The sequence below is a fragment of the Prauserella cavernicola genome, from assembly GCF_016595675.1.
Lineage (GTDB): Bacteria > Actinomycetota > Actinomycetes > Mycobacteriales > Pseudonocardiaceae > Prauserella_A > Prauserella_A cavernicola.
On record NZ_JAENJH010000002.1, the window covers coordinates 1,212,818 to 1,235,106 of the forward strand.

21 protein-coding genes are annotated in these 22,289 nt (G+C 71.0%); 19 read left to right on the forward strand and 2 right to left on the reverse strand.

Annotated features, from left to right (window positions below; all coding sequences use genetic code 11):
• Positions 1 to 18: 18 nt before the first annotated feature.
• The gene (glyA, locus tag JHE00_RS12665) at positions 19 to 1,287 is read left to right on the forward strand and encodes a serine hydroxymethyltransferase (protein WP_200318119.1); all 1,269 of its coding nucleotides are present in this window, start codon (positions 19 to 21) and stop codon (positions 1,285 to 1,287) included.
• Between the two features lie 58 nt (positions 1,288 to 1,345).
• Here the strand turns inward: glyA and JHE00_RS12670 are convergent, their stop codons facing one another.
• Positions 1,346 to 1,861 (reverse strand): inorganic diphosphatase, encoded by a 516-nt coding sequence (locus JHE00_RS12670; protein ID WP_200318345.1) that lies wholly within the window; start codon positions 1,859 to 1,861, stop codon positions 1,346 to 1,348.
• Between the two features lie 154 nt (positions 1,862 to 2,015).
• On the opposite strand from JHE00_RS12670, the gene dacB reads away from it, so the two are divergent.
• The 13 genes from dacB to folK all read left to right on the forward strand — a co-directional run bounded on the left by dacB (position 2,016) and on the right by folK (position 15,690).
• Positions 2,016 to 4,568 carry a D-alanyl-D-alanine carboxypeptidase/D-alanyl-D-alanine endopeptidase gene (gene dacB, locus JHE00_RS35075; RefSeq protein WP_307831911.1) on the forward strand — a complete coding sequence of 851 codons (2,553 nt, stop codon included), beginning with the start codon at positions 2,016 to 2,018 and terminating at the stop codon, positions 4,566 to 4,568.
• A 63-nt stretch (positions 4,569 to 4,631) separates the two neighbouring features.
• Positions 4,632 to 5,654, forward strand: a complete 1,023-nt coding sequence (locus tag JHE00_RS12680; protein ID WP_200318347.1) for an Rv3626c family coenzyme F420 biosynthesis-associated protein — start codon at positions 4,632 to 4,634, stop codon at positions 5,652 to 5,654.
• Complete coding sequence (gene tilS / locus JHE00_RS12685) at positions 5,633 to 6,598, forward strand: tRNA lysidine(34) synthetase TilS (RefSeq protein ID WP_200318121.1); 966 nt, start codon at positions 5,633 to 5,635, stop codon at positions 6,596 to 6,598. Before JHE00_RS12680 ends, tilS begins: the two co-directional genes overlap by 22 nt.
• Before the next feature lie 35 nt (positions 6,599 to 6,633).
• Entirely contained in the window at positions 6,634 to 7,188 is a 555-nt protein-coding gene (gene hpt / locus JHE00_RS12690) for a hypoxanthine phosphoribosyltransferase (RefSeq protein ID WP_200318123.1), read from the forward strand.
• Positions 7,189 to 7,334: 146 nt separating this feature from the next.
• On the forward strand, positions 7,335 to 7,703 hold the full coding sequence (locus tag JHE00_RS12695) for a hypothetical protein (protein WP_200318125.1): 369 nt from the start codon (positions 7,335 to 7,337) through the stop codon (positions 7,701 to 7,703).
• A gap of 18 nt (positions 7,704 to 7,721) precedes the next feature.
• Positions 7,722 to 9,086 carry a WXG100 family type VII secretion target gene (locus JHE00_RS12700; RefSeq protein WP_230423222.1) on the forward strand — a complete coding sequence of 455 codons (1,365 nt, stop codon included), beginning with the start codon at positions 7,722 to 7,724 and terminating at the stop codon, positions 9,084 to 9,086.
• Between the two features lie 3 nt (positions 9,087 to 9,089).
• A complete protein-coding gene (locus JHE00_RS12705; protein ID WP_200318127.1) occupies positions 9,090 to 9,881 on the forward strand; it encodes an ESX secretion-associated protein EspG in 792 nt (263 codons plus the stop codon).
• A gap of 52 nt (positions 9,882 to 9,933) precedes the next feature.
• Complete coding sequence (locus JHE00_RS12710) at positions 9,934 to 10,710, forward strand: ESX secretion-associated protein EspG (protein ID WP_200318129.1); 777 nt, start codon at positions 9,934 to 9,936, stop codon at positions 10,708 to 10,710.
• 230 nt (positions 10,711 to 10,940) lie between these two features.
• Positions 10,941 to 13,370 (forward strand): ATP-dependent zinc metalloprotease FtsH, encoded by a 2,430-nt coding sequence (gene ftsH / locus JHE00_RS12715; RefSeq protein WP_200318131.1) that lies wholly within the window; start codon positions 10,941 to 10,943, stop codon positions 13,368 to 13,370.
• Position 13,371: 1 nt separating this feature from the next.
• On the forward strand, positions 13,372 to 14,001 hold the full coding sequence (gene folE / locus JHE00_RS12720; protein WP_372440433.1) for a GTP cyclohydrolase I FolE: 630 nt from the start codon (positions 13,372 to 13,374) through the stop codon (positions 13,999 to 14,001).
• Between the two features lie 35 nt (positions 14,002 to 14,036).
• A complete protein-coding gene (gene folP / locus JHE00_RS12725) occupies positions 14,037 to 14,843 on the forward strand; it encodes a dihydropteroate synthase (RefSeq protein WP_200318133.1) in 807 nt (268 codons plus the stop codon).
• Positions 14,840 to 15,202 carry a dihydroneopterin aldolase gene (gene folB / locus JHE00_RS12730; protein WP_200318135.1) on the forward strand — a complete coding sequence of 121 codons (363 nt, stop codon included), beginning with the start codon at positions 14,840 to 14,842 and terminating at the stop codon, positions 15,200 to 15,202. Before folP ends, folB begins: the two co-directional genes overlap by 4 nt.
• Complete coding sequence (gene folK / locus JHE00_RS12735) at positions 15,199 to 15,690, forward strand: 2-amino-4-hydroxy-6-hydroxymethyldihydropteridine diphosphokinase (protein ID WP_200318136.1); 492 nt, start codon at positions 15,199 to 15,201, stop codon at positions 15,688 to 15,690. Before folB ends, folK begins: the two co-directional genes overlap by 4 nt.
• Here the strand turns inward: folK and JHE00_RS12740 are convergent.
• Positions 15,687 to 16,631 (reverse strand): MerR family transcriptional regulator, encoded by a 945-nt coding sequence (locus JHE00_RS12740; RefSeq protein ID WP_372440434.1) that lies wholly within the window; start codon positions 16,629 to 16,631, stop codon positions 15,687 to 15,689. The genes folK and JHE00_RS12740 overlap by 4 nt on opposite strands.
• A gap of 92 nt (positions 16,632 to 16,723) precedes the next feature.
• On the opposite strand from JHE00_RS12740, the gene JHE00_RS12745 reads away from it, so the two are divergent.
• The 5 genes from JHE00_RS12745 (at position 16,724) to panC (ending at position 22,285) form a co-directional block, all read left to right on the forward strand.
• On the forward strand, positions 16,724 to 17,185 hold the full coding sequence (locus JHE00_RS12745; protein WP_200318138.1) for a DUF3180 domain-containing protein: 462 nt from the start codon (positions 16,724 to 16,726) through the stop codon (positions 17,183 to 17,185).
• A 69-nt stretch (positions 17,186 to 17,254) separates the two neighbouring features.
• Entirely contained in the window at positions 17,255 to 19,075 is a 1,821-nt protein-coding gene (locus JHE00_RS12750) for a DUF6779 domain-containing protein (RefSeq protein WP_200318139.1), read from the forward strand.
• 93 nt (positions 19,076 to 19,168) lie between these two features.
• Positions 19,169 to 20,323 (forward strand): PrsW family intramembrane metalloprotease, encoded by a 1,155-nt coding sequence (locus JHE00_RS12755; RefSeq protein WP_372440435.1) that lies wholly within the window; start codon positions 19,169 to 19,171, stop codon positions 20,321 to 20,323.
• A gap of 154 nt (positions 20,324 to 20,477) precedes the next feature.
• Positions 20,478 to 21,374 (forward strand): Rossmann-like and DUF2520 domain-containing protein, encoded by an 897-nt coding sequence (locus JHE00_RS12760; RefSeq protein WP_200318351.1) that lies wholly within the window; start codon positions 20,478 to 20,480, stop codon positions 21,372 to 21,374.
• Positions 21,371 to 22,285 carry a pantoate--beta-alanine ligase gene (gene panC, locus JHE00_RS12765; RefSeq protein ID WP_200318140.1) on the forward strand — a complete coding sequence of 305 codons (915 nt, stop codon included), beginning with the start codon at positions 21,371 to 21,373 and terminating at the stop codon, positions 22,283 to 22,285. Before JHE00_RS12760 ends, panC begins: the two co-directional genes overlap by 4 nt.
• The last annotated feature ends 4 nt before the right edge of the window (positions 22,286 to 22,289 follow it).

Sequence of the window (22,289 nt, forward strand, 5' to 3'; positions counted from 1 at the left end):
ATGCCAGGAGTTCGTCACATGACGCATCAGCCAGCGATCCCCACGCTCTCCTCCGCCGACCCCGAGATCGCGGGATTGATCGAGGCGGAGGCCGCTCGCCAGCACGATAAGATCCGGCTCATCGCCTCCGAGAACTACGTGTCGCAGGCGGTGCTCGAGGCCACTGGCACCGTGCTCACCAACAAGTACTCCGAGGGCTACGCGGGCAAGCGCTACTACGAGGGCCAGCAGCTGGTCGACCCGGTCGAGCTCCTCGCCATCGACCGCGCCAAGTCGCTCTTCGGCGTCGAACACGCCAACGTGCAGCCCTACTCCGGCTCGCCGGCCAACTTCGCCGCCTACCTCGCGTTCGCCGCGCCCGGCGACACCGTGCTCGGCATGGCGCTGCCCGACGGCGGCCACCTGACCCACGGCTGGTCGGTCTCGGCCACCGGCAAGTGGTTCGACGCGGTCCGCTACGGCGTGCGCAAGGAGACCGGCCGGGTCGATCTCGACCAGGTGCGCGACCTCGCTCGCGAGCACCGCCCGAAGCTGATCTTCGCCGGCGGTACGGCCATCCCGCGCACGATCGACTTCCCCGCCTTCGCCGAGATCGCGCGCGAGGTGGACGCCGTGCTGGTGGCCGACATTGCGCACATCGCCGGTCTCATCGCCGGTGGCGCGCACCCGTCGCCGGTCGGCCACGCGCCGGTGATCACCACCACGACGCACAAGACCCTGCGCGGGCCACGCGGCGCCATGATCCTCACCGACGCCGACCACGCGAAGGCCGTCGACAAGGCGGTGTTCCCCGGCCTGCAGGGCGGCCCGCACAACCACACGACGGCCGCGATCGCGGTGGCGCTCGGCGAGGCGGCCCTGCCCGGCTTCCGCGACTACGCCCACGCCATCGTCGCCAACGCCAAGGCTCTGGCCGAGGCGCTCACCGAACGAGGCTTCGACCTCGTCTCCGGTGGCACCGACAACCACCTGCTGCTGGTGGACCTCACCGGCAAGCGGATCGGTGGCAAGCCCGCGGCCAAGGCGCTCGACGAGGCGGGCATCGAGCTGAACTACAACACCGTGCCCTTCGACCCGCGCAAGCCGTTCGACCCCTCCGGCATCCGGCTGGGCACGGCGGCCATCACAACGCGGGGCCTGCGGCCTGAGCACCAGCCGCAGCTCGCCGAATGGATCGACCGCACCGTCACCGCCGCCGTCGACGAGGACACCGCGGCGCTGAGCACGATCTCGGCCGAGGTGCGCGAGCTGCTGTCGGCGTTCCCCATCCCCGGCTACCAGGCCTGAGCCCGAAACGACGAACGCCCCGCTGCTCAGTGCAGCGGGGCGTTCGTGACGCATGCGATCAGTGCTCGCCGTTGTCGGCGGCCTCCTTCTCGAGACGCTCGGTCTCCCGAACGTACGAGCGCTTGATCTCCGTCTCGGCGTCCACGCGGTTGGCCCACGAGGACCCCTCGACGCTCTTGGCCGGCTCCAGGTCCTTGTAGACCTGGAAGAAGTGCTCGATCTCGAGCTTGTGGAACTCGTTGAGGTGATGAATGTCGCGCAGGTGCTCCAGCCGCGGATCGTCGGAGGGCACCGCGAGGACCTTGTCGTCAGGGCCCTTCTCGTCGCGCATGCGGAACATGCCGATCGCACGGCACCGGATCAGACAGCCGGGGAACGTCGGCTCCTGCACCAGCACGAGCACGTCCAGCGGGTCACCGTCCTGCCCGAGCGTGTCGTCGATGAAGCCGTAGTCGGCCGGGTACTGGGTGGCCGTGAACAGGGTGCGGTCAAGCTTGATGCGCCCCGTCTTGTGGTCCACCTCGTACTTGTTGCGCTCCCCCTTGGGGATCTCGATAGTGACGTCGAATTCCACGCCGTCCTCGCTGCCTCGTTGCCTGCGTGCCGCGTCCGGGCGGCTCACATAGTCCGTTTACCGTCCTCACTAGTGTGGACCACGGATCGGACGGGTGTCGCATGCTGGTGCGCAAGTGTGACGTTGGCCCCGTCAAAGTGGCGAGGAGGGGTGTGTGACCGGCACTGACGAGACGCTAGAGCCCGCGTGGCCGTCGGCCGATCACGACAAGACGGCCGAGGGCGAGCCGGAGGGAAGAACCCACGAGCTGGCCCTGCCGAAGCCGAGCCTGCCCGAGCGGCCCACGCTGTGGGTTCCGGTGCCGACCGAGCACGAGCAGGCCCCCGAGAAGCGGGGGGAGCAGCGCACCGAGCCCCGGCCGAGGCCGCAGCCGCAGAGTGGGCAGGACCAGCCGGGTCGGCAGTCGCAGTCGCCGGGTCAGGGCGCGTCGAGGGAGCCGTCGAGGGGGCAGCAGGAACAGCAGCGGTCACCGCACGCGAACCAGTCCGCCTCGCAGCACCAGCACCCGCGACCACAGGCCCAGTCGCAGCAGGGCCAGTCGCAGAGCCAGCAGTCGCGCCCCGGCCAGAACCAGTCGGGGCCGCAGAACCACCCCGCGCAGCAGAGCCGACCCGGCGCACAGGGGCAGCCCGGCTCGCAGGGCCCGCACAACCAGCAGAACCAGCAAGCTCAGCAGGGCTCGCAGGCTGACTCCGGGCCGCAGAATCAGCCGGGACAGAACCAGCCCGGCAGGCAGAACCGGTCCGGCGCACAAAATCAGCCCGGGCAGAGCCAGCCGGGGCAGCAGGGCTCGCAGAGCCAGCAGGGACAGAACCGGTCCGGCCAGCAGAGCCAGCCGGGGCAGCAGCGCCAGCAGAGCCAGCAGAGCCAGAACCAGTCCGGGCAGCAGATCCAGCCCGGCCAGCAGAGCCAGCAGAGCCAACCGGGCTCGCAGAGCCAGCAGAACCAACGCAGCCAACACAGCCAGCAGAACCAACCCGGCTCGTACGGCCAGCCGGGTTCGCCTAACCAGCCGGGCTCGCAGCACCGGCCAGGGCCGCAGAACCAGCGGCAGGACCAGCAGTCGCAGCCCGACCAGCACCGGAACCACCCCGCGCCGCCCTACAACCAGCACCACCAGCCCCAGAACCAGCAGGGACACTCACCCGCGCCGCCGCAGGTGCCCGCGCGCGTCGAGGTCAAGCAGGCCGGGTCGCAGGCGATCCCGATGCGCATCGAGCCGACCGGTGAACAGCACCCGGCGGCTGCGCGGACCGAGGGCGGCGAACCCTCGCACGATGAGCAGCCACCCCCACCACCCCCGACTTCGCGGGGCAGGCGCAAGTGGTGGCTCGTCGGCGCCGCCGTGGTGCTGGTGGTGCTGCTCGGCGTCACGGCCGCACTGCCCTACGTCTCCAACCGGCTCGGTCTGCCGTGGGCGCCCAATGCGCCGAAGGGCGACGAGCCGCAGCCGGTGGCCGTCACCCGCGACCTCGAGGGTCCGCCCGACTCGGCGCCGTCGCCGACCGCGAACGGCGTCACGCAGGCGCTGTCGGGGCTCACGAACAACCCCGCGCTCGGCTCGCTGACCGGTTCCATCATCGATCCCGCCAACGGCACCGCGTTGTGGGAGCAGGACGCGGGCAAGCTCATCACCCCCGCGTCCACCACCAAGGTGCTCACGGCAGCCGCGGCGCTGCTGGCGCTCGACCACGGCAAGCAGCTGACCACCAAGGTCGTGGAGGGCTCCGAGCCGGGCACCGTCGTGCTCGTCGCGGGTGGGGACGTCACGTTGTCGTCGCTGCCCGACGGAGAGGACTCGGTGTACCAGGGCGCGGCCCACCTCGACGATCTCGTCGCGCAGGTCAAGGAGGCCACCGGCGGCGACGTCAGCCAGGTGCAGCTCGACCTGTCCGCGTTCTCCGGTCCGACGAGCGCCGAGGGCTGGGCGCCTGAGGACGCGCCCTCGACCTACATGGCTCCCGTCGAGCCCGCGATGCTCGACGGCGGGCGCAGCAAACCCGACGACGACACGTCGATGCGGTCCGGCAAGCCTGCCCAGGACCTCGCCCAGCAGCTGGCGAGCAGGCTCGGTGCCCAGGTCTCCGGCACCGCCACCACCACCGCGCCGCAGGGCGCACGAGTGCTCGGCGAGGTCGCTTCCGCACCGTTGACCGAGCTCGTCGACACGTTCCTGTCCATCTCGGACAACCTGTTGGCCGACGCCATCGCGCGCCAGGTCGCCATCGCCGAGGGCGAGGAGCCGTCGTTCGAGGGCGCCTCGCGGGCGATGCTCACCGTGTTGCGCGACAACGGTTTCGACGTCGACGGGGTCGAGCTGTCGGATGCCAGCGGGCTCTCCCTGCGCAACAAGGTCTCGGCGAAGCTGCTCGCCGACGTGCTGTCGGTCGCGGCCGCGCCGGACGGCAAGGGCGACGCGCGGACGGCCAAGCTGCGCCCGTTGCTCGGCGGCCTGCCCGTCGCCGGCGGTAGTGGCACGCTCGCCTCGCGCTACACCGAGGGGACCGCCACCGAAGGCAGGGGCTGGGTGCGCGCCAAGACCGGCACGATCCCGTCCGACGGCATCAACACGCTCGCCGGACTCGTCCTCGACACCGACGGCCGCGTGCTGGTGTTCGCGCTGATGACCGAGGGCTCGCAGACCGAGGCCGGACGTGCCGGGCTGGACACGATCACGGCCACGCTGCGTGGGTGCGGCTGCGGCTGACGAACGGGTAGCGTCGAAACGGTGAACTTGGTGAACCAGCAGTCGCAGGCCAGGGCGAACCAGCTGGTCGACTGGTCCGTCGCAGCCTCGACCGGCGCCTACCTCGTGCGGGGTGGACCGGTCGTGCCCAGGGAAGAGGCCGAGCGCGCCGTCAGCGAGCTGCGCGAGCTCACAATCGACGCCGAGCACCACGTCCGCGAGCTCACCGGGCTCGGGACAGGGCTGCCGCTGTTGCCGGGTGACGTCGTCGACCGGCCGGGCTGGGTGCGCGCTGCGGCGTCGGGGCTCGACGAGCTCACCGGCCGCGCCCTGCCGGACGCACCGGGCGGCGCACTGACACCGCTGGTCGCGGGCAGCGCCGGGGTGCAGACCGGGGTGGTGCTGGCGTTCCTCGGCGCCAGGGTGCTCGGGCAGTACGACCCGTTCGGCGGTGAGGACAAGCAGGGCAGGCTCCTGCTGGTCGCCCCCAACGTCGTCACCGCGCAGCGCGCGATGGGTGTCTCGGGCCGCGACTTCCGGATGTGGGTGTGCCTGCACGAGAGCACACACCGGCTGCAGTTCACCGCCGTCGCCTGGTTGCGCGAGTACTTCGCCAACGAGGTGGCCAACCTCATCACCGGTCTCGCCGACAGCGACGGCCTCGGCACGATGCTCGGCAGGCTGCCGGAGACGCTCAAGGAGGCGCGGCGCGCCAAGGCCGACGGCTCGATGGGCCTCGCCGAACTGCTGCAGTCCCCGCAACAGCGTGCCGTCTTCGACAAGCTGCTGGCGATGTCGACGCTGCTGGAGGGCCACGCCGACTACGTGATGGACGCCGTCGGCCCCGACGTGGTGCCCAGCGTGGCGACCATCCGCCGCCGGTTCACCGCGAGGCGCAAGGGCGGTGGGCTGCTCGATCGGTTGCTGCGCAGCCTGCTCGGTGTCGATGCCAAGATCCGCCAGTACGCGCTGGGCGCCACGTTCACGCGCGAGGTGGTGCGGACCGTCGGCATGGACGGCTTCAACGTCGTGTGGACCTCGCCGGACACGCTGCCGACCCGAGCCGAGATCAGGGATCCGCAGGCGTGGGTTCGCCGGATCCACTGAGCGCGGTTCGCAGGGCGGTCAGGGATTTCCTCGCGGCAGGCGAACCGGTGCTCGCCTCCGGTGAGCTTTTCGTCGCGGTGTCGGGCGGAGCCGACTCGCTCGCGTTGACCGAGGCCGCGGCGAGGGCGGCGCACCGCAGGGACGTGCGCGTCACCGCTCTGGTCGTCGACCACCGGTTGCAGGAGGGCTCGGCCGAGGTGGCCGCCACGGCCGCGGACATGGCCCGCAAACTCGGCGCCGACGACGCCAGGGTGCTCACCGTGACCGTCGAGGGCCGCGGAGGCGTCGAGGCCGCCGCCCGAGGGGCCCGCTACCGGGCGTTGCGGGAGGCGTTGCCCGCACCCGACCGGCTCGTGCTGCTCGGACACACCCGTGACGACCAGGCCGAAACCGTGCTGCTGGGGCTCGGCAGGGGCTCCGGCCCGCGCTCGGTGTCCGGCATGCGCCCGCTGGACCCGCCGTGGGGAAGGCCACTGCTGGCGTTGCCGAGGTCGGCGACCGAGGGCGCCTGCGCCGAACTGGGCGTCGTGCCGTGGACCGATCCGCACAACTCCGACAGCCGCTACACCCGGGTCCGGCTCAGGCGCGAGGTGCTGCCGCTGCTGGAGGACGTGCTCGCGGGCGGAGTCTCCGCCGCGCTCGCGCGCACGGCCGCGCAACTGCGCGAGGACACCGAGGCACTCGACGTACTGGCCGCCGAACTGCTGCGGCGAGCGCGCGACGGGGAGACACTCGACGTGGACGTGCTGACGCCCGCGCCTGCCGCGCTGCGGCGGCGGGCGCTGCGCACCTGGCTACTCGGCGCGGGTGTGCGAGAACTGACCGACGCCCACCTGCGCGCCGTCGACGCGCTCGTCGGCGAATGGCGGGGGCAGGGCGGCGTATGGCTGCCCGGCAATTTTGAAGCGCGCAGATCACGTGGAAAGCTCTGCGTGGAAGCGTGAAGGCTCCCGAACCCACCACAAGAGGGGACTGGCCCGTGTACGAAGGCGACATCGCCTCCGTGCTCATCACCGAGCAAGAGATCAAAGACAAGATCGCGGAGCTGGCCGAGAAGGTCGCAGCCGACTACCCCGTCGAGGATCGAGCGAACGACCTCGTGCTGGTCGGTGTGCTCAAGGGGGCGGTCATGTTCATGACCGACTTCGCCAGGGCACTGCCCATCCCGGCGCAGATGGAGTTCATGGCCGTGTCGTCGTACGGCTCGTCCACCTCGTCGTCGGGTGTCGTGCGGATCCTCAAGGACCTCGACAGGGACATCGCGGGCAGGGACGTGCTGATCGTCGAGGACATCGTCGATTCGGGACTGACCCTGTCGTGGCTGCTCAAGAACCTGAACGCCCGCAACCCGGCGTCGCTGAACGTCGTGTCGCTGCTGCGCAAGCACGAGGCCGTGCAGGTGGACGTCCCGGTGCGCTACATCGGCTTCGACATCCCGAACGAGTTCGTCATCGGGTACGGGCTCGACTACGCGGAGCGTTACCGGGACCTGCCGTTCATCGGAACGTTGGACCCAAAGGTTTACTCCTCGTAATCGCAGGTGAACGCATTGCGTCCCCTCGGGGAAATGCGGAACCCTGTGTGCCGGGAACGCGTCATACCGGCACAGCTGTTGCGTTAACCTAAGCGAAGATCACAGGCGTTTTTTCACGCTGTGCTGGGGACAGGAGAGAGCGAGAGATGGGGAACAGCAGCTACGCGGATGCCGCCGCGTTCCGCGCCGCGGCCGCGACCGGCCAGGTCGGTGTCGACCCCGACGCCGCGCAGGGTGTGCTCAACAAGATCCGCACCGGCAAGGACGAGGTCGAGGCGCTTCTCGCCAACGCGGGGGCTCTCGCCACGCAGCCGAGGCTCGGAGCGAACCCGGTCGGCAATGCCATGGCCGCGAAGTTCTCCGAGCGCGCCGACGGGGGTGGCGACTCGTACGCGCAGGCGTTGCAGAACCTCTACACCCAGTACGAGCAGGCCGAACAGGCCATCATGACGGCGATGAGCCGCTACCACGAGATCGACCAGTCGGGCGCCGACCCGTTCCGCGGGCAAGCGTAAGGCCAGGGGGGCGACAACATGGCATTCGAGAACATGGGCGAATCGCGGCAGACCTCGAGCGTGCCGATGGGCGACAACGGCGAGGTCGCCGGCATCGTCCAGCAGGCGCGTGGCCGCGCGGACGGCTTCACCTACGGCGACGACCGCGCGATCGGCGACCGCCCGAACTGGCAAGCGCAGGAGAGCGAGCAGCTCTACAGCTACGCGACGGTCAACAACGAGCCGGGCACGGCCGAGGAGATCGGCCAGTCGTGGGCCGGCCACAGCGCCAGCCTCTCCAGGGCTTCCGAGGACCTCTACAACGCGATCGCCGAGCTGGGCGCCGCGTGGGTCGGCCAGGGTGCGGGCGCCGCGCAGGGTTCGCTCGTCGGTATCGCCAACTCCAGCGCGCAGGCCTCCGAGGCGGCCAACACGATGAGCTCGCGGCTCACCCAGCAGGCGGCGGCCGCCGCTGAGCTGAAAAAGATGCCGCAGCCCAGCGACTTCGACCCCGGCCAGATGACGGCGGCCATGCTGGCGGGTGGCCCCGCCGCGATGGTCAAGGACATGAAGCCGAAGTTCGACGCCGCCAACGACATCAAGGCCCAGCAGGTCGCCTACCTCGAGGCCTACACCACGGCGATGGCGGAGATCGACGGCAGCACTCCGAGCTTCGGCCCCGAGTCCCTCGGCCTGAAGCCGATGTCGGGTGTCTCGACGCTGAGCGCCGGTCCGGTCGGCGGCCCCGGCGCGTACGGCATGCCCGGCTCGGGCTCGCCCGGCGGTGTGCTCCACGGCGGACTCGGCGCGACCCCGATCGCCGCGCACGGCGGGGAGCAGAACGTCGCGGCCTCGGGCTTCCAGGGCGGTTCCCACGCGGCGCCGCCGCAGGCTCCTCCCGGCGCTCCGGCTCCCGGCTCCGCTCCGGCTCCCGGCGTGGGGGCGGGCGCGGGTACCGGCTCGGTTCCCTCGGCTCCCTCCGTTCCCACGGGCGGCCCGAACGTCGCCGCCTCGCTCGGCGGCGCGGCCGCCGGTGGCGCGCTCGGCTACGCGGGCGCCCGCTCGCTGGCCAAGGGCAACCGCACGGGCAGCACCAAGCAGTCGTCCACCGACACCACTGCGAGCAACCAGCAGGGCGCCAGCAGCGCCGCGTCGGTTCAGCAGCAGCAGCCGGGTGTGGTGAACCCCGCGGGCACCATCGGTGGTGGCGCTCCGCAGGGTGCCGCTCCCATGGGCGGTATGGGTGGCATGGGCGCGGGCGGTGCCCGGCAGGAAGAGGAGAAGGAGCACACGCACGCTTCCTTCCTCATCGACCCGGACCCGGACGAGACGTTCGGTGCCACGCAGGCGACGCCTCCGCCGGTGCTCGGCGCCTGGGGATCCGACGACGACGAGGAGCGCTAGGCAGTGGCGGAGCGGCTCACTCCGCTGGAGTTCGACTTCCTCTGGGAGTCCGCCCGCATCGGTGAACTGCCCTATCCGCTTCAAGTGCGGTCGCACGGCGACACGATGGAAGAACGCGCCACGCTGCGCCAGCAGGCTTTCGCCGAGCTGGCGCGGCGGGGCCTCGTCGACGACGGTGGCAGGCCGCAGCCCCACATCGAGGACATGCTCGGTGTGGTCGCGGGCGCCGACGTGAGCGTCGACTCGGTGCAGATCAGTGCGCCGAGCGCCGAGCCGCAGCTCGCGGTGGCGGCGACGCTGGGCACGCAGGCGACGCTGTTGATCAGGGACCCGCAGGGTTTCTTCGTCGACCGCGTCCCTGCCGACGGCCTCGCGAGCGCGATCGTCAGCCTGCTGCCGCCTGCCCCGCGCGGCAAGGAGAAGTCGATCACCGTCCCGCTGGAGCAGCTGCTCTCCGGGCCGGGCGTCGACTTCATGCAGCGCAGGGCACCAGCGCCAGACGGTGGCAGGGCGAGCGTCGACGAGGACCGCAAGGCGCTGGCGAGGTTGCACGCGCAGCCGCGCGAGCGGGGCGGTCAGATCGGCGCCAACGCGCGCAGCCGCACCGGCAGCAAGAGCCGAACACCCGTACTGAGCTGGTTCGACACGGAGACCGGGCGGTACTTCACGCAGGCGACTCGCGGTCGGGACGGCAGGGACTGGATCACGATCGCGCCCGCCGACGCGGCCACGTTGCGGTACCGGCTCTCCGAGATGATCGCCGGTGCGGTGAACTCAACGACCGCGCCGCTGTAGCGGTCCGGTGAGCTAGGGTTCGCCGCAGTATCGGGCTCATATCGGGAGGATCGTGCCCACGCAGGAGTTCTTCACGCCGGTCGCCTTCGACTTCCTGTGGGAGTCGGCCGGTATCGGTGAGCTGCCGTACCCGCTGCGGGTCCGCTCGCACGGCCGTACCGAGCTGGAGCGCAGGGAACTGCGCCGCGGTTTCGACGCCGAGTTCGCGGCTCGCGACATCCCGGGTTCGCACGTCGAGGAGTGGCTCGCACTGCTCGCGAGGCCGTCGATCAGCATCGACGCGCTGTTCATCCCCGAGTTCCAGGCGCCCCCGGTCGCGGCGCTGGCCGCCTCGGACGGGAGGCAGGCGGTGCTGGCCGTCCAGGACGCGACCGGTGTCTCGCTGCGTCCCGCGTATCCCGACGGACTGGTCTCCGCGGTGGTGGATCTGCTCCCGCAGGCGCCGCGTGGCAGCGAGTCGTCCATCACCATCCCCATCGACGAGGCGTTGCGAACGGAGCCCGCGCGTTCGGGCGTGGTCGCCGGCTCCGGGGCCGGTGCACGCAGGCGCACGGCACTGTCGGAGCGGACCACCGATCCGAGGCAGGCGTACGCACAGCTGATCGCGCAGCCGAGGTCGCGGGGCGGCCAGCTCGCCGCCAACAGCCGCGACGACCTGGGGGCGAAGCGTCGTTCGGCCGTGCTCGCGTGGTTCGACACCGCGACCGGCCGCTACCTGAGCCTGTCGCGCCCAGGCACCGACGGCAGGGAGTGGGTGACGGTGTCTCCCGCCGATGCGAAGACCCTGCGCTCGCGGCTCGGCGAGATGGTGGCGGGTGTCGCCTCCTAGCGGTGACGGCTCCGTTCGCGCCCCGCGTTGAGTTGAGGGTCGGCTGGTGGGAACATCGGTGAGCTGATGGCCGTTGTTCTCCTGGAGGATCGCCCGGCTGCCTTAACATGCCGGGCGGTACGCTGGTGGGACGGCTAACACCGTGCCCATCGCAGTTGTCAACACCGTGACGGCGGGTGTGACATGAACCGCCTAGCCAGGGAGGGTCGAGGCCACCACGGCCGGATCAAATGGACCGCAAGCGCCTGCTCAAGAACCCACTGCTGTGGATAGTCGCGGTTCTGCTGCTCTATTTCGCCTTCAGCATGATCTTCGACGGCGACCGTGGGTACACGCATGTGCCGACGTCGCAGGCCGTCCAGCAGATCAACTCCGGCAACGTCACGGAAGCGAACCTGGAGGACAAGGAGCAGCAGCTCAAGCTGCACCTGGCCGATTCGATCGACGTCGATGGCCAGCAGGTCAACCAGATCATCACGAAGTTCCCGAACGGAGCGTCGAGTCAGCTCTACAACTCGCTGCTCGATGCCCGCAACGGCGACTCGGGTGTCAAGTTCGACACCACCGTCACGCAGGACTCCTTCTTCACGCAGCTGCTCATCTACATGATCCCGCTCGGGATCCTGCTGCTCCTGCTGATGTGGATGATGAACAACGCGCAGGGCGGCGGTAACCGCGTCCTCAACTTCGGCAAGTCCAAGGCCAAGCAGCTCAACAAGGACATGCCCAAGACCACGTTCACCGACGTGGCCGGCGCGAGCGAGGCCGTCGAGGAACTGCACGAGATCAAGGACTTCCTGCAGAACCCCGGCCGCTACCAGGCACTCGGCGCCAAGATCCCGAAGGGCGTGCTGCTGTACGGCCCGCCCGGTACCGGTAAGACGCTGCTCGCGCGTGCCGTCGCCGGCGAGGCGGCCGTGCCGTTCTACACGATCTCCGGTTCCGACTTCGTCGAGATGTTCGTCGGTGTCGGTGCCTCCCGGGTGCGCGACCTGTTCGAGCAGGCGAAGCAGAACGCGCCCTGCATCATCTTCGTCGACGAGATCGACGCCGTCGGCCGTCAGCGTGGCGCCGGCCTCGGTGGTGGGCACGACGAGCGCGAGCAGACGCTGAACCAGCTGCTCGTCGAGATGGACGGCTTCGACTCGCGGGGCGGCATCATCCTGATCGCCGCCACCAACCGGCCCGATATCCTCGACCCGGCGCTGCTGCGCCCCGGCCGGTTCGACCGGCAGATCCCGGTGTCCGCGCCCGACCTGCGCGGCCGCAAGGCGATCCTCGAGGTGCACTCGAAGGGCAAGCCGCTCGAGCAGAACGTCGACCTCACCTCGCTCGCCAAGCGCACGGTAGGCATGTCGGGTGCCGACCTGGCCAACGTGATCAACGAGGCCGCCCTGCTCACCGCGCGTACCCACGGCAACGTCATCACCGACTCCGCGCTCGAGGAGTCGGTGGACCGCGTCATCGGCGGACCTGCCCGCAAGAGCCGGATCATCTCCGAGAAGGAGAAGAAGATCACGGCCTATCACGAGGGTGGGCACGCGCTGGCCGCGTGGGCGATGCCGGACATCGAGCCGGTCTACAAGCTCACGATCCTGCCGCGTGGCCGCACCGGTGGGCACGCGCTGCTCGTCCCCGAGGACGACAAGGACTTGATGACCCGCTCCGAGATGATCGGCAGGCTGGTCTTCGCGATGGGCGGTCGGACCGCGGAGGAGCTCGTGTTCCACGAGCCCACCACCGGTGCCGTCTCCGACATCGAGCAGGCCACCAAGATCGCCAGGGCGATGGTCACCGAGTACGGCATGAGCCCCCGGCTCGGCGCCGTCAAGTACGGCCAGGAGCAGGGCGACCCGTTCCTCGGCCGCTCGGCGGGCAGGCAGGCGGACTACTCCCTCGAGGTCGCGCACGAGATCGACGAGGAGGTGCGCAAGCTCATCGAGACGGCGCACACCGAGGCGTGGCAGGTGCTCAACACCTACCGTGACGTTCTCGACGAACTCGTCGTGGAGCTGCTCGACAAGGAGACCCTGCAGCGCAGGGACCTCGAGCGGATCTTCGCCTCGGTCGAGAAGCGTCCGCGCATCACGGCGTTCAACGAGTTCGGCGAGCGGCTTCCCTCGGACAAGCCGCCGATCAAGACTCCGGGCGAGCTGGCGATGGAGCGCGGCGAGCCGTGGCCTCCGCCGCAGCCCGAGCCGGAGCCCCAGACCGCGCCGGTCCCGGAGCCCGAGCCGACGCCCGTGGCGACCGCACCCGGTGGCAACGACCTGCCCGGTGGCCCGCCGTACGGCACCAACCCCAGGCCGGTCGGACCCCCGCCGGGGTACAACCCGTACGCGCCGCCCCAGGGCGGCGGCGGTTACCCGAACGGCACCCGCAGGCAGAACGGCGGGCAGTCCGGTCAGGGCGGCGGTCAGGGTTCGTGGCCGCAGCAGCCCTACGGCGGCGGAGCGCCCGGCGACTACCAGGCTGGCCCGCCGAACTACGGGGCACCTCCCGGCTGGACGCCCGCCACCTCACCCGGTGGCACCAGGCCGAGCCAGCCGTGGCGGCCGAGCCCTCCCGGCAACGAGCCGGGACCCTCGCAGCCGCAGCCTCCCCAGGGCGGGCAGCACGAGCGCGATCCCGACGATCAGGACGGTCAACATCGCCAGTGAGGTGAGCGGCAACGGCTACGGGGCCGCGATAGAGGATGTCGCGCCCCTGGCCAACGGCCGGGTGTTCGACCAGGCGCGTGCGGAGAACGCCGTGCGCGAGCTGTTGCTCGCGTGCGGCGAGGACCCGGATCGCGACGGCCTGCAGGACACTCCCGGTCGAGTCGCCCGTGCCTACCAGGAGATCTTCGCTGGCCTCTACGACGAGCCGGATCACGTGCTGGACCGGACGTTCGACGAGGGTCACGACGAGATGGTGCTCGTCACCGACATCCCGATGTACAGCACGTGTGAGCATCACCTGGTGCCGTTCCACGGCGTCGCGCACGTCGGTTACATCCCCAACTCGCAGGGCAAGGTCACGGGACTGTCCAAACTGGCCAGGCTCGTGGACCTCTACGCGAAGCGCCCCCAGGTGCAGGAGCGGCTCACGTCGCAGATCGCCGACGCGCTCGACCGCAAGCTGAAGCCGAGCGGCGTGATCGTGGTGATCGAGGCGGAGCACCTGTGCATGGCGATGCGCGGCATCCGCAAGCCCGGCGCACGCACCACCACGTCCGCCGTCCGCGGGTCGCTCAAGACCTCGGCCACCTCGAGGGCGGAGGCGCTCGACCTGATCAAGGGCCGGCGGTGACCGCAGGTCTCCCGTCCCCTGGCAGGTGCGCCGTGATGGGCGTACTGAACGTCACGCCCGATTCCTTTTCGGACGGTGGGCGTTATCTGAGCCGGGAGGACGCGCTTGCCCACGCCCACGCGATGTGGCGGCGCGGCGCCGACATCATCGACGTCGGCGGTGAGTCGACCCGGCCGGGCTCGGGCCGCGTGGACGCCGACACGGAGAAGTCACGCGTGCTTCCCGTGATCAGGGCGCTGTGCGCCGACGGGCTCGCGTTGTCGGTGGACACCACGCGGGCAGCTGTCGCGGCGGCCGCGGTCGACGCGGGCGCCCACGTGATCAACGACGTCTCCGGCGGGCTCGCGGACCCGGACATGGCCAAGGTCGCGGCGGAGGCCGGCGTGCCGTGGGTGCTGATGCACTGGCGCGGTCACAGCAAGGACATGAACTCGCTCGCCGACTACACCGATGTCGTCGCGCAGGTGCGCGACGAGCTGAGCGCCAGGGTGGACGAGGCGCTGGCCGCGGGGGTCGCCGAGCACAAGATCGTGCTGGACCCTGGGCTCGGTTTCGCGAAGCAGGCCGAGCACGACTGGGCGTTGCTGCACCGCCTCGACGTGTTCCTGGGCATGGGCTTTCCCGTGCTGGTCGGGGCATCCCGCAAACGTTTTCTCGGCAGGCTGCTCGCCGACGCGGAGGGCGAACCGCGCCAGCCGTCCGGCCGCGAGGTGGCCACCGCGTCGATCTCGGCGCTCGCCGCGCAGGCGGGAGCCTGGGGAGTGCGGGTGCACGACGTCGGCGCGTCGCTCGACGCCGTGCAGGTCGCCGCGGCCTGGCAGCGTGGAGGCACGTCCGGATGACCGATCGCATCACGCTCACCGGGCTGGCGGTGTTCGGCAGGCACGGCGTCTTCGAGCACGAGAAGCGCGAGGGGCAGGAGTTCGTCGTCGACGTGACTGCGTGGCTGAGCCTCGCGCCCGCGGCCGCCTCCGACGACCTCGCGGACACGCTGCACTACGGCGAGCTCGCGCAACTGGCCGCCGACATCGTGGGCGGCGAGCCCTACGACCTGATCGAGAGCGTCGCCGGGCGCATCGCCGACGAGGTGATGCGCAAGGACTCGCGGCTTTCGGCCGTCGAGGTGACCGTCCACAAGCCCTCGGCCCCGATTCCGCTGGCGTTCGCCGACGTGGCCGTGACCGTGCGGCGCGAGCGATGAGCAGGGCCGTCCTTTCGCTGGGGTCCAACCTCGGTGACCGGTTCGCGTACCTGCGACTCGCCGTCGACGGCCTGCGGGACGTGCTGGTGGCCGTGTCCGGCGTCTACGAGACGGCGCCGTGGGGCGTCGAGGACCAGCCGGACTTCCTCAACGCCGTGTGCATCGTGGCCGACCCGGCCCGCGACCACTGGGACTGGCTGCGGACCGGGCAGGCGCTGGAACGCGAGGCCGAGCGCGTGCGCGAGCAGCGCTGGGGCCCGCGCACGCTCGATGTCGACGTGGTGACCGTGGACGGAGTCCGCTCCACCGATCCCGAGTTGCTCCTGCCGCACCCCGGCACCGCAGAGCGCGCGACCGTGCTGATCCCGTGGCTCGAGATCGAGCCGGCCGCCGAGGTGCCGGGCCGCGGCAGGGCCGTTGAGCTGCTCGCCGCGCTGCCGGAGTCCGACCGCGCCGGTGTGCGCTTCCGGCCGGACCTGCTGCTCTAACCCGCCGTCGCACGCACGGCGGCGGCGATCCACTGAGCCGCCGCGTTCTGGCTGGGCACCGGCGGCCAGCCGTTGATGATCGCCATCAGCTGCCAGTACCGCTCGCCGCGCGGATCGGCTCCCGCCTCGAGCTGCCCGGCCAGTTCGGCGCGGAACTCGGGGCCGTCGGTCTTGTCCTCGGCGCGCAGCAGTGCCGCGATCTCGCTTGCGAGCTCCGTGCCCTCGGGCGAGTCCGGCGTGAGCCCCTTGCCGAGTGCGGCTTCCGCCCGCTCGCTCCACCCGCACCACGCGTCCCGCTGCACCTTCGCGAACGCGTCGATGTCCTCTCCCTGCTCGCGCCGGGCCGCCTGCCCCTCGCCCATTCCCCTGATGAGGGCACGAAAGCCGGGGTCCTGCACCAGCTCAGCCAGCTCGACCCAGGCCTCCACCTGCTCGGGCGTGGGGTCGTCGGGCAGCTCGGGTTTGGCCGAGCGCATCCACTCGTAGAAGTCGGAGTCGACGTCGAGGCCCTCGGTCACGCTGTCCCAGAACTCGTCGACGAGGCGTTTGCGCTCCTCGTCGGACATCGAAGCCAGTCGGTTCATCAGTTGCACCTCGTCCAGTTCGGATCGCCGGGTGGCGACCGCACGCAACACCGCCCTGCGCAGGCGGAGCACGCGGATCTGCTCGTCGAGCACCTCGACGTGCTTGCTCGCGAGAGCGGAGATCGTCTCCGTCCGCTCGAGCACCCGCTCCACGTCGGCGAGGCCGATGCCCAGCTCGCGCAACGTGCGCACGAGCTCGAGCCTGGCCAGCGCCCTGGTGTCGTAGAGTCGGTATCCGGCGTGGGTGCGGTCGGTGGGCGGGAGCAGTCCCTCGTCGGAGTAGAACCGGATGGTCTTGACGGGAAGTCCCGTCCGCCGTGACAGCTCTCCGATCGTGAACACGCTCGCCCCCTGCACGAGATCCAGACTGGAGTCTTCAGTCACTGGAGGGTCAAGCATCGCCCACCGACGAGCGTCATGGCCACCTCGAGTCCCGCTACGGTGGGGGCATGCACTTCACTCGGCCACGGGACCTGCTCGTCGCCGGGGTGATCGGCTTCGGACTGGTGTTCTTCCTCTTCGAGTTCGCCTACACGTCGATGCCGAGTCTGCCGACGCTGGCCGGCGTCACGCTGCTGATCCTCGCCGTCATCGAGCTGGTGCTCGCCTACATCGTCCGCAGCCGGATCCGCCAAGGCAGGGTGGTCCACGGCATCGGGATCGCCAGGGCCGTCGCGCTCGCCAAGGCGTCGTCGTTGCTGGGCGCCTTGATGTTCGGGGCGTGGCTGGCGGGAGTGGTCTATCTCGCTCCGCGCTCCAACGAGCTCACGGCCGCCGCTGACGATCTTCCCTCCGCGATCATCGGTGCGGGCTGCGCCCTCGTGCTGATCGCCGCGGCACTGTGGCTCGAGCACTGCTGCCGGGCACCGGAACCGCGTGATCATGATCGCGATCGGAGAGTGACCGGTTAACGATCCAAACCCACCGCTCGAAGTACCAACAAGGTCTCGGATGGATTACCAGAAGGTACGGTGTTGGGCATGACTGGCGTGGGTGACGACTCGCGCGGCCACTCTTCGGGTAGGCCGTGGCTGGCCGCGGGCTTGGCCCTCGCCATCGGTGCGACCTTGGCTCTCGTACTCACCGAGGATCTCAGGTGGTTGCGACTGGGCATCGTCGCCGCGCTCTGGGCCGCGTTGATCGGTGCGTTCGTGGCCGTGCGCTATCGCAAGCAGGCCTCGTCGAGCGATCAGGCGGCCGCGCAGGCGCAGGAGATCTACGAACTGGAGCTGGAACGCGAGATCGCGGCGAGGCGCGAGTTCGAGCTGGAGATCGAGGCCGAGACGCGGGACCGGGTCGAGGAGGAGTCGCGCGAGGAGCTCGACGCGCTCCGCAACGAGGTCTCGTCCCTGCGCGAGAGCCTGCAGGCGCTGTTCGGCGGTGAGGTCCTGTGGGAGCGGGTCGCGCTCACCGCCCAGTCCACGCGCATGCGCTCGATCGGCGAGGAGCCGAGGATCGTCACGGCCGGTGAGTCGAGCGGCAGCGCCCCCGCGCAGATCACCGCGGGCAAGAACGGGTCCGAGCCGCCGGAGCGGCAGACGGAGCTGATGGACCGGTTCCGCGACAAGGGGCAGGACGTCGTCGTCCGCCCGCCGCGGCGTCAGCCACCCGCGGCCCAGCAGCCCGCACCCCCGAAACCGCCGGTTCAGAAACCGGTCGCGCGCAAGCCCGCTCCGCAGCAGCCTGCGCCGAAGCCGCCCGCTCCGCAGGAGGCGGCGACCCAGTTCGTTCCGCGCCCCTCGCGGCCCCCCGAGGACAGCAGGCCGTCGCAGCGCCCCGTCGAGCGCCCTGTGGATCTGCCGACGCGGCGCGTGCAGCCGAGCGACCAGGCCGGTGCTGCCGCCGCCCGCGCCGCCAAGGCGGCCGAGCTCGCCCGCGCGGAGATGGCTCGCGCCGAGCGGTCGCGGCCGCAGCAACAGCCGGTTCGCAGGCCTGCCGAGCCGCCTGCCGAGCGGCCCCAGCCCGAACAGCGGCCCGCCGCGCAGCGCCCGCCGCAGGCGCCGCCCGCACCGCCCGCCAAGCCGCCCGCGCCGCCGCAGGCGCCGCCGCCACCGGCCGCCAAGCCGCCCGCGCCGCCCGCACCGCCGCAGGCCCCGCCCTCGCCGCCGCCACCCGCCGCCAAACCGCACACGCCGGCGCGCGCACCGGAGCCCGATCCGACGAGGCCCGCGATGGAGCCGCCGCGCAGGGGACGACCGGCCGCGAGCGTCACCCCGCCCGTGCGCAAACCCGCGAAACCGGAGCCGCCGACCACCTACGCCAGGAGCTTCGACGCGGACTGGACGCCGACCTGGTCCGGCGCGGAGGACCAGCCGGAGCCGCCCGCGAAGGTGGACGACGGTTCGCACGCCGCGCCCGTCGAGCAGGCGGCGCCGCCCGAGAAGCAGCCCGAACCGCCCGCTCCCGAGCCTGCTCCCGCTCCGCCGAATCCGACGTTGCCGCCCGAGGTCCGTGAGCATGCAGGCCGCGCGGGCGGGCGCAGGCGACGGCCCGAGGCCGGGGAGCAGCCCGCAGCCACGGGACGGCACGGCGACGACGAGTCCGGTGGCCGCAGGCGCAGGGCCGAGGGCGAGCCCGCATGGCAGGGCTTCACCGCCGAGCCCGACGACTCCGAGTCCGGCGGTCGGCGGCGCGCGCAGGCCGACACCAACGGTTCGTCGGGTGGCGGACGCCGTCGCGCGCCCGAGCCCGATCCCGAGCCGCAGGGTTCGCACGCGGAGGGCAAGTCGGTCAGCGAGCTGCTCGCCGCGCACGGCTCGGGCAAGTCGGCCCCGCGCAGGCGGCGTCGCGCGGACGACTGAGCGGACCCCGCGGCTCTCCCTGGCGGATGAACCTCGGAGGATCGCTGGCCACCCTGCTCTTCCGGGTTCGTGGACAGGACTTATGGTGCCCGCGTGAGCGGACCCACGACCAGCCGGCCGGTCAAGCCACCGCGTCGGCACACCCCGCGCAGGATCACGGTGCTGTTGCCGATCGTCGTACTGACGGGCGTGGCGCTGTGCGGTCTGCTGGTGCTGGGCCTCGCGACCGTGCGGGTGGGTGTGCTGGCCGTGGTGATCGGCGTGATCGCCGCGGTCGTGCCCGTGGCCGTGGTCACCGCGGCGTTCCTGTGGATCGACCGCTGGGAACCGGAACCCGCCAAGCTGCTGTTGCTCTCGTTCCTCTGGGGCGCGTGCGTCGCGACGCTGTCGGCGCTGCTGATCAACGACACCGCCGCGACCGTCGGCGACCTGCTGCTCGGCTCGGGCCAGGGCAGCAAGGTCAGCGCCATCGTCTCCGCTCCGCTGGTCGAGGAGCTCATGAAGGCCGTGCCCGCAGTGGTGATCCTCTGGCGGCGCTCGCACGAGTTCGACGGCGTGGTCGACGGCATCGTCTACGCCGGGCTCAGCGCGGCGGGCTTCGCGTTCACCGAGAACGTCTACTACTTCGGCAGGGCCTTCGCCGAGCAGGGCTTCGGCGACGGACTGAGCTCCGGCGTCATCGCGGCGTTCATCCTGCGCGGGGTGCTCTCGCCGTTCGCCCACCCGCTGTTCTCGGTGCTCATCGGGATCGGCCTCGGCGTCGCCGCGCAGACCGGCAGCCGCAGGCTCAAGGTGCTGCTGCCGCTCATCGCCTACGTCGGCGCGGTCTGCCTGCACGCGTTGTGGAATGCGTCGTCGGTCCTCGGCGGCGCCGAGGCGTTCCTCAACGTCTACTTCCTCATCATGGTGCCGATGTTCGTCGGCGTGGTGATGCTCGTGCTCTGGCAACGGCGGCGTGAGCAGCGGGTCGTCTCCGACGCGCTGCCCGAGCTGGCGTCGGCCGGCATCATCGCCAGGTCCGAGATCGACCTGCTCGCCGACCTCAAGGAGCGCCGCCGCTGGCGCGAGATGGCCCGCAAGCAGTCGGGCCGCGCCGCGGCCAACGCCGTCGCGGAGTACCAGAACGGCGTGACCGAACTGGCGTTCCTGCGCCGCCGCTCACCCAGTGAGTCGCGGGAGCGGGAGCTCACCGAGATCGTCAGGTCGAGCAGGGCCGAGGCCGTGCGGCTCGCGACCGCGAACGGGTGAACCCGGGACGGGTGAAGCTCGTCACCTGGTGACGGTTACCGGCGCGTTCGAGTACTACTCTCGCGCCGTCGTCTGGTACCCGCGACCGAAGAGCGGGACTGGAACGAGTTTGGGAGTTCAACATGAGCGTCCGTTGGCGTGCGCGATGACGGCCATGGAGCGGCCCGCCCGGCTCTCGGTGGGCGTGGTTTCCGCGGGCAGGGTCGGAAGTGTGCTGGGTGCGGCTTTGGCCCGCGCAGGTCACACAGTGGTCGCCGCGTCGGGTATCTCGGACGTGTCCGTCCGGCGAGCCGAGACGTTGCTGCCGGGAGTTCCGCTGCTGCCGCCCGACGAGGTCGCCAGACGCGCGGATCTGGTGCTGCTCGCACTGCCCGACGACGCACTCGCTGCGATGACCAACGGTCTCGCCAAGACCGGTGCGTTGCGAGCCGGTCAGATCGTGGTGCACACCTCCGGCGCCTACGACGTCGACATCCTGGCCCCCGTCACCGAACTCGGCGCGCTCCCGCTCGCCCTGCACCCGGTGATGACCTTCAGCGGCAGGGAAGAGGACCTGGAGCGCATCGCGACGTGCAGCGTCGGCATCACCGCGGCCGAGGGCGACGAGGCGGCCTGGAACGTCGGCGAGGCGCTGACCGTGGAGATGGGTGCCGAGCCGGTGCGCATCCCGGCAGCCATGCGGCCGCTCTACCACGCGGCGATCGCCCACGGCGCCAACCACTTGATCACGCTCGTGAGCGACAGTGTTGAATTGCTGGGAGCGGGCGGGGTGCGCAACGCCGAACGGCTGTTGGCCCCCTTGCTGTCCGCGGCGCTCGACAACGTGCTCCGGCACGGTGATCGTGCGCTGACCGGCCCGGTCGCCCGTGGCGACGCGGGCACCGTCGCGAAGCACCTCGAGGTGCTGGCGGAGCAGGACCCGGAGGTGGCGGACACCTACGCCACGCTCGCGCGCCGGACCGTCTCCAGGGCCACCGGCGCGGGACTACTCGCCGACGACGCCGCGGCCGAGCTCACCGATCTCCTCGACAACGGACGTGAAACCCCATGACAGCCCCGAAGTTCAGCCGAGGCACTCTCAACGTCTACCGCTCGCCCGCCGATGTCACGAAGGTGACGACGGCGCTGCGCGGGGTCAGCCGCAAGGTCGCGCTCGTGCCCACCATGGGTGCGCTGCACGCCGGGCACCGGGAGTTGCTGCGCAGGGCGAAGCGGCTGCCCAACACGGTGGTGGCTGCCTCGATCTTCGTGAACCCGCTGCAGTTCGGACAGGGTGAGGACTTCGAGGCCTACCCGAGGCCGCTGGAGCGCGACCTCGAGGTGCTCGAGGATTTGGGCGTGGAGATCGCGTTCACGCCACAGGTGAGCGATCTCTACGCGGAGGACGCGACGGTCACCGTGAACCCTGGCGCGCTGGGTGACGAGCTCGAGGGGGCGGTGCGGCAGGGGCATTTCGCGGGCGTGCTCACGGTGGTGTCGAAGCTGTTCAACATCGTCAGGCCGCACCACGCGCTGTTCGGCGAGAAGGACTACCAGCAGCTGGTCCTGATCCGGCGGATGGTGCGCGACCTGGACGTCGACACCCGCGTGCTCGGCGTGCCCACGGTGCGGGAGGCCGACGGGCTGGCGTTGTCGTCGCGCAACGTCTACCTGTCGGCGGAGGAACGTGAGCAGGCCGTCGCGCTCTCGGCCGCGCTCATCGCGGGCGCCCACGCCGGACGGCTCGGTGCACAGGCCGCGCTCGACGCCGCTCGCGACACGCTCGCGGCGCGACCGGAGATCGCGGTGGACTATCTGGAACTGCGGGGAACCGATCTGGGGCCCGCACCCGTCGATGGAGAGGCACGGTTGTTGATCGCCGCGCGGGTCGGCAGGACCCGGCTCATCGACAACGTCGCCGTGTTGCTCGGCGCAGCGGCCGAGCACGGCCCACACATGTCCACAGAGGACGCAGGGGTATAGAGGG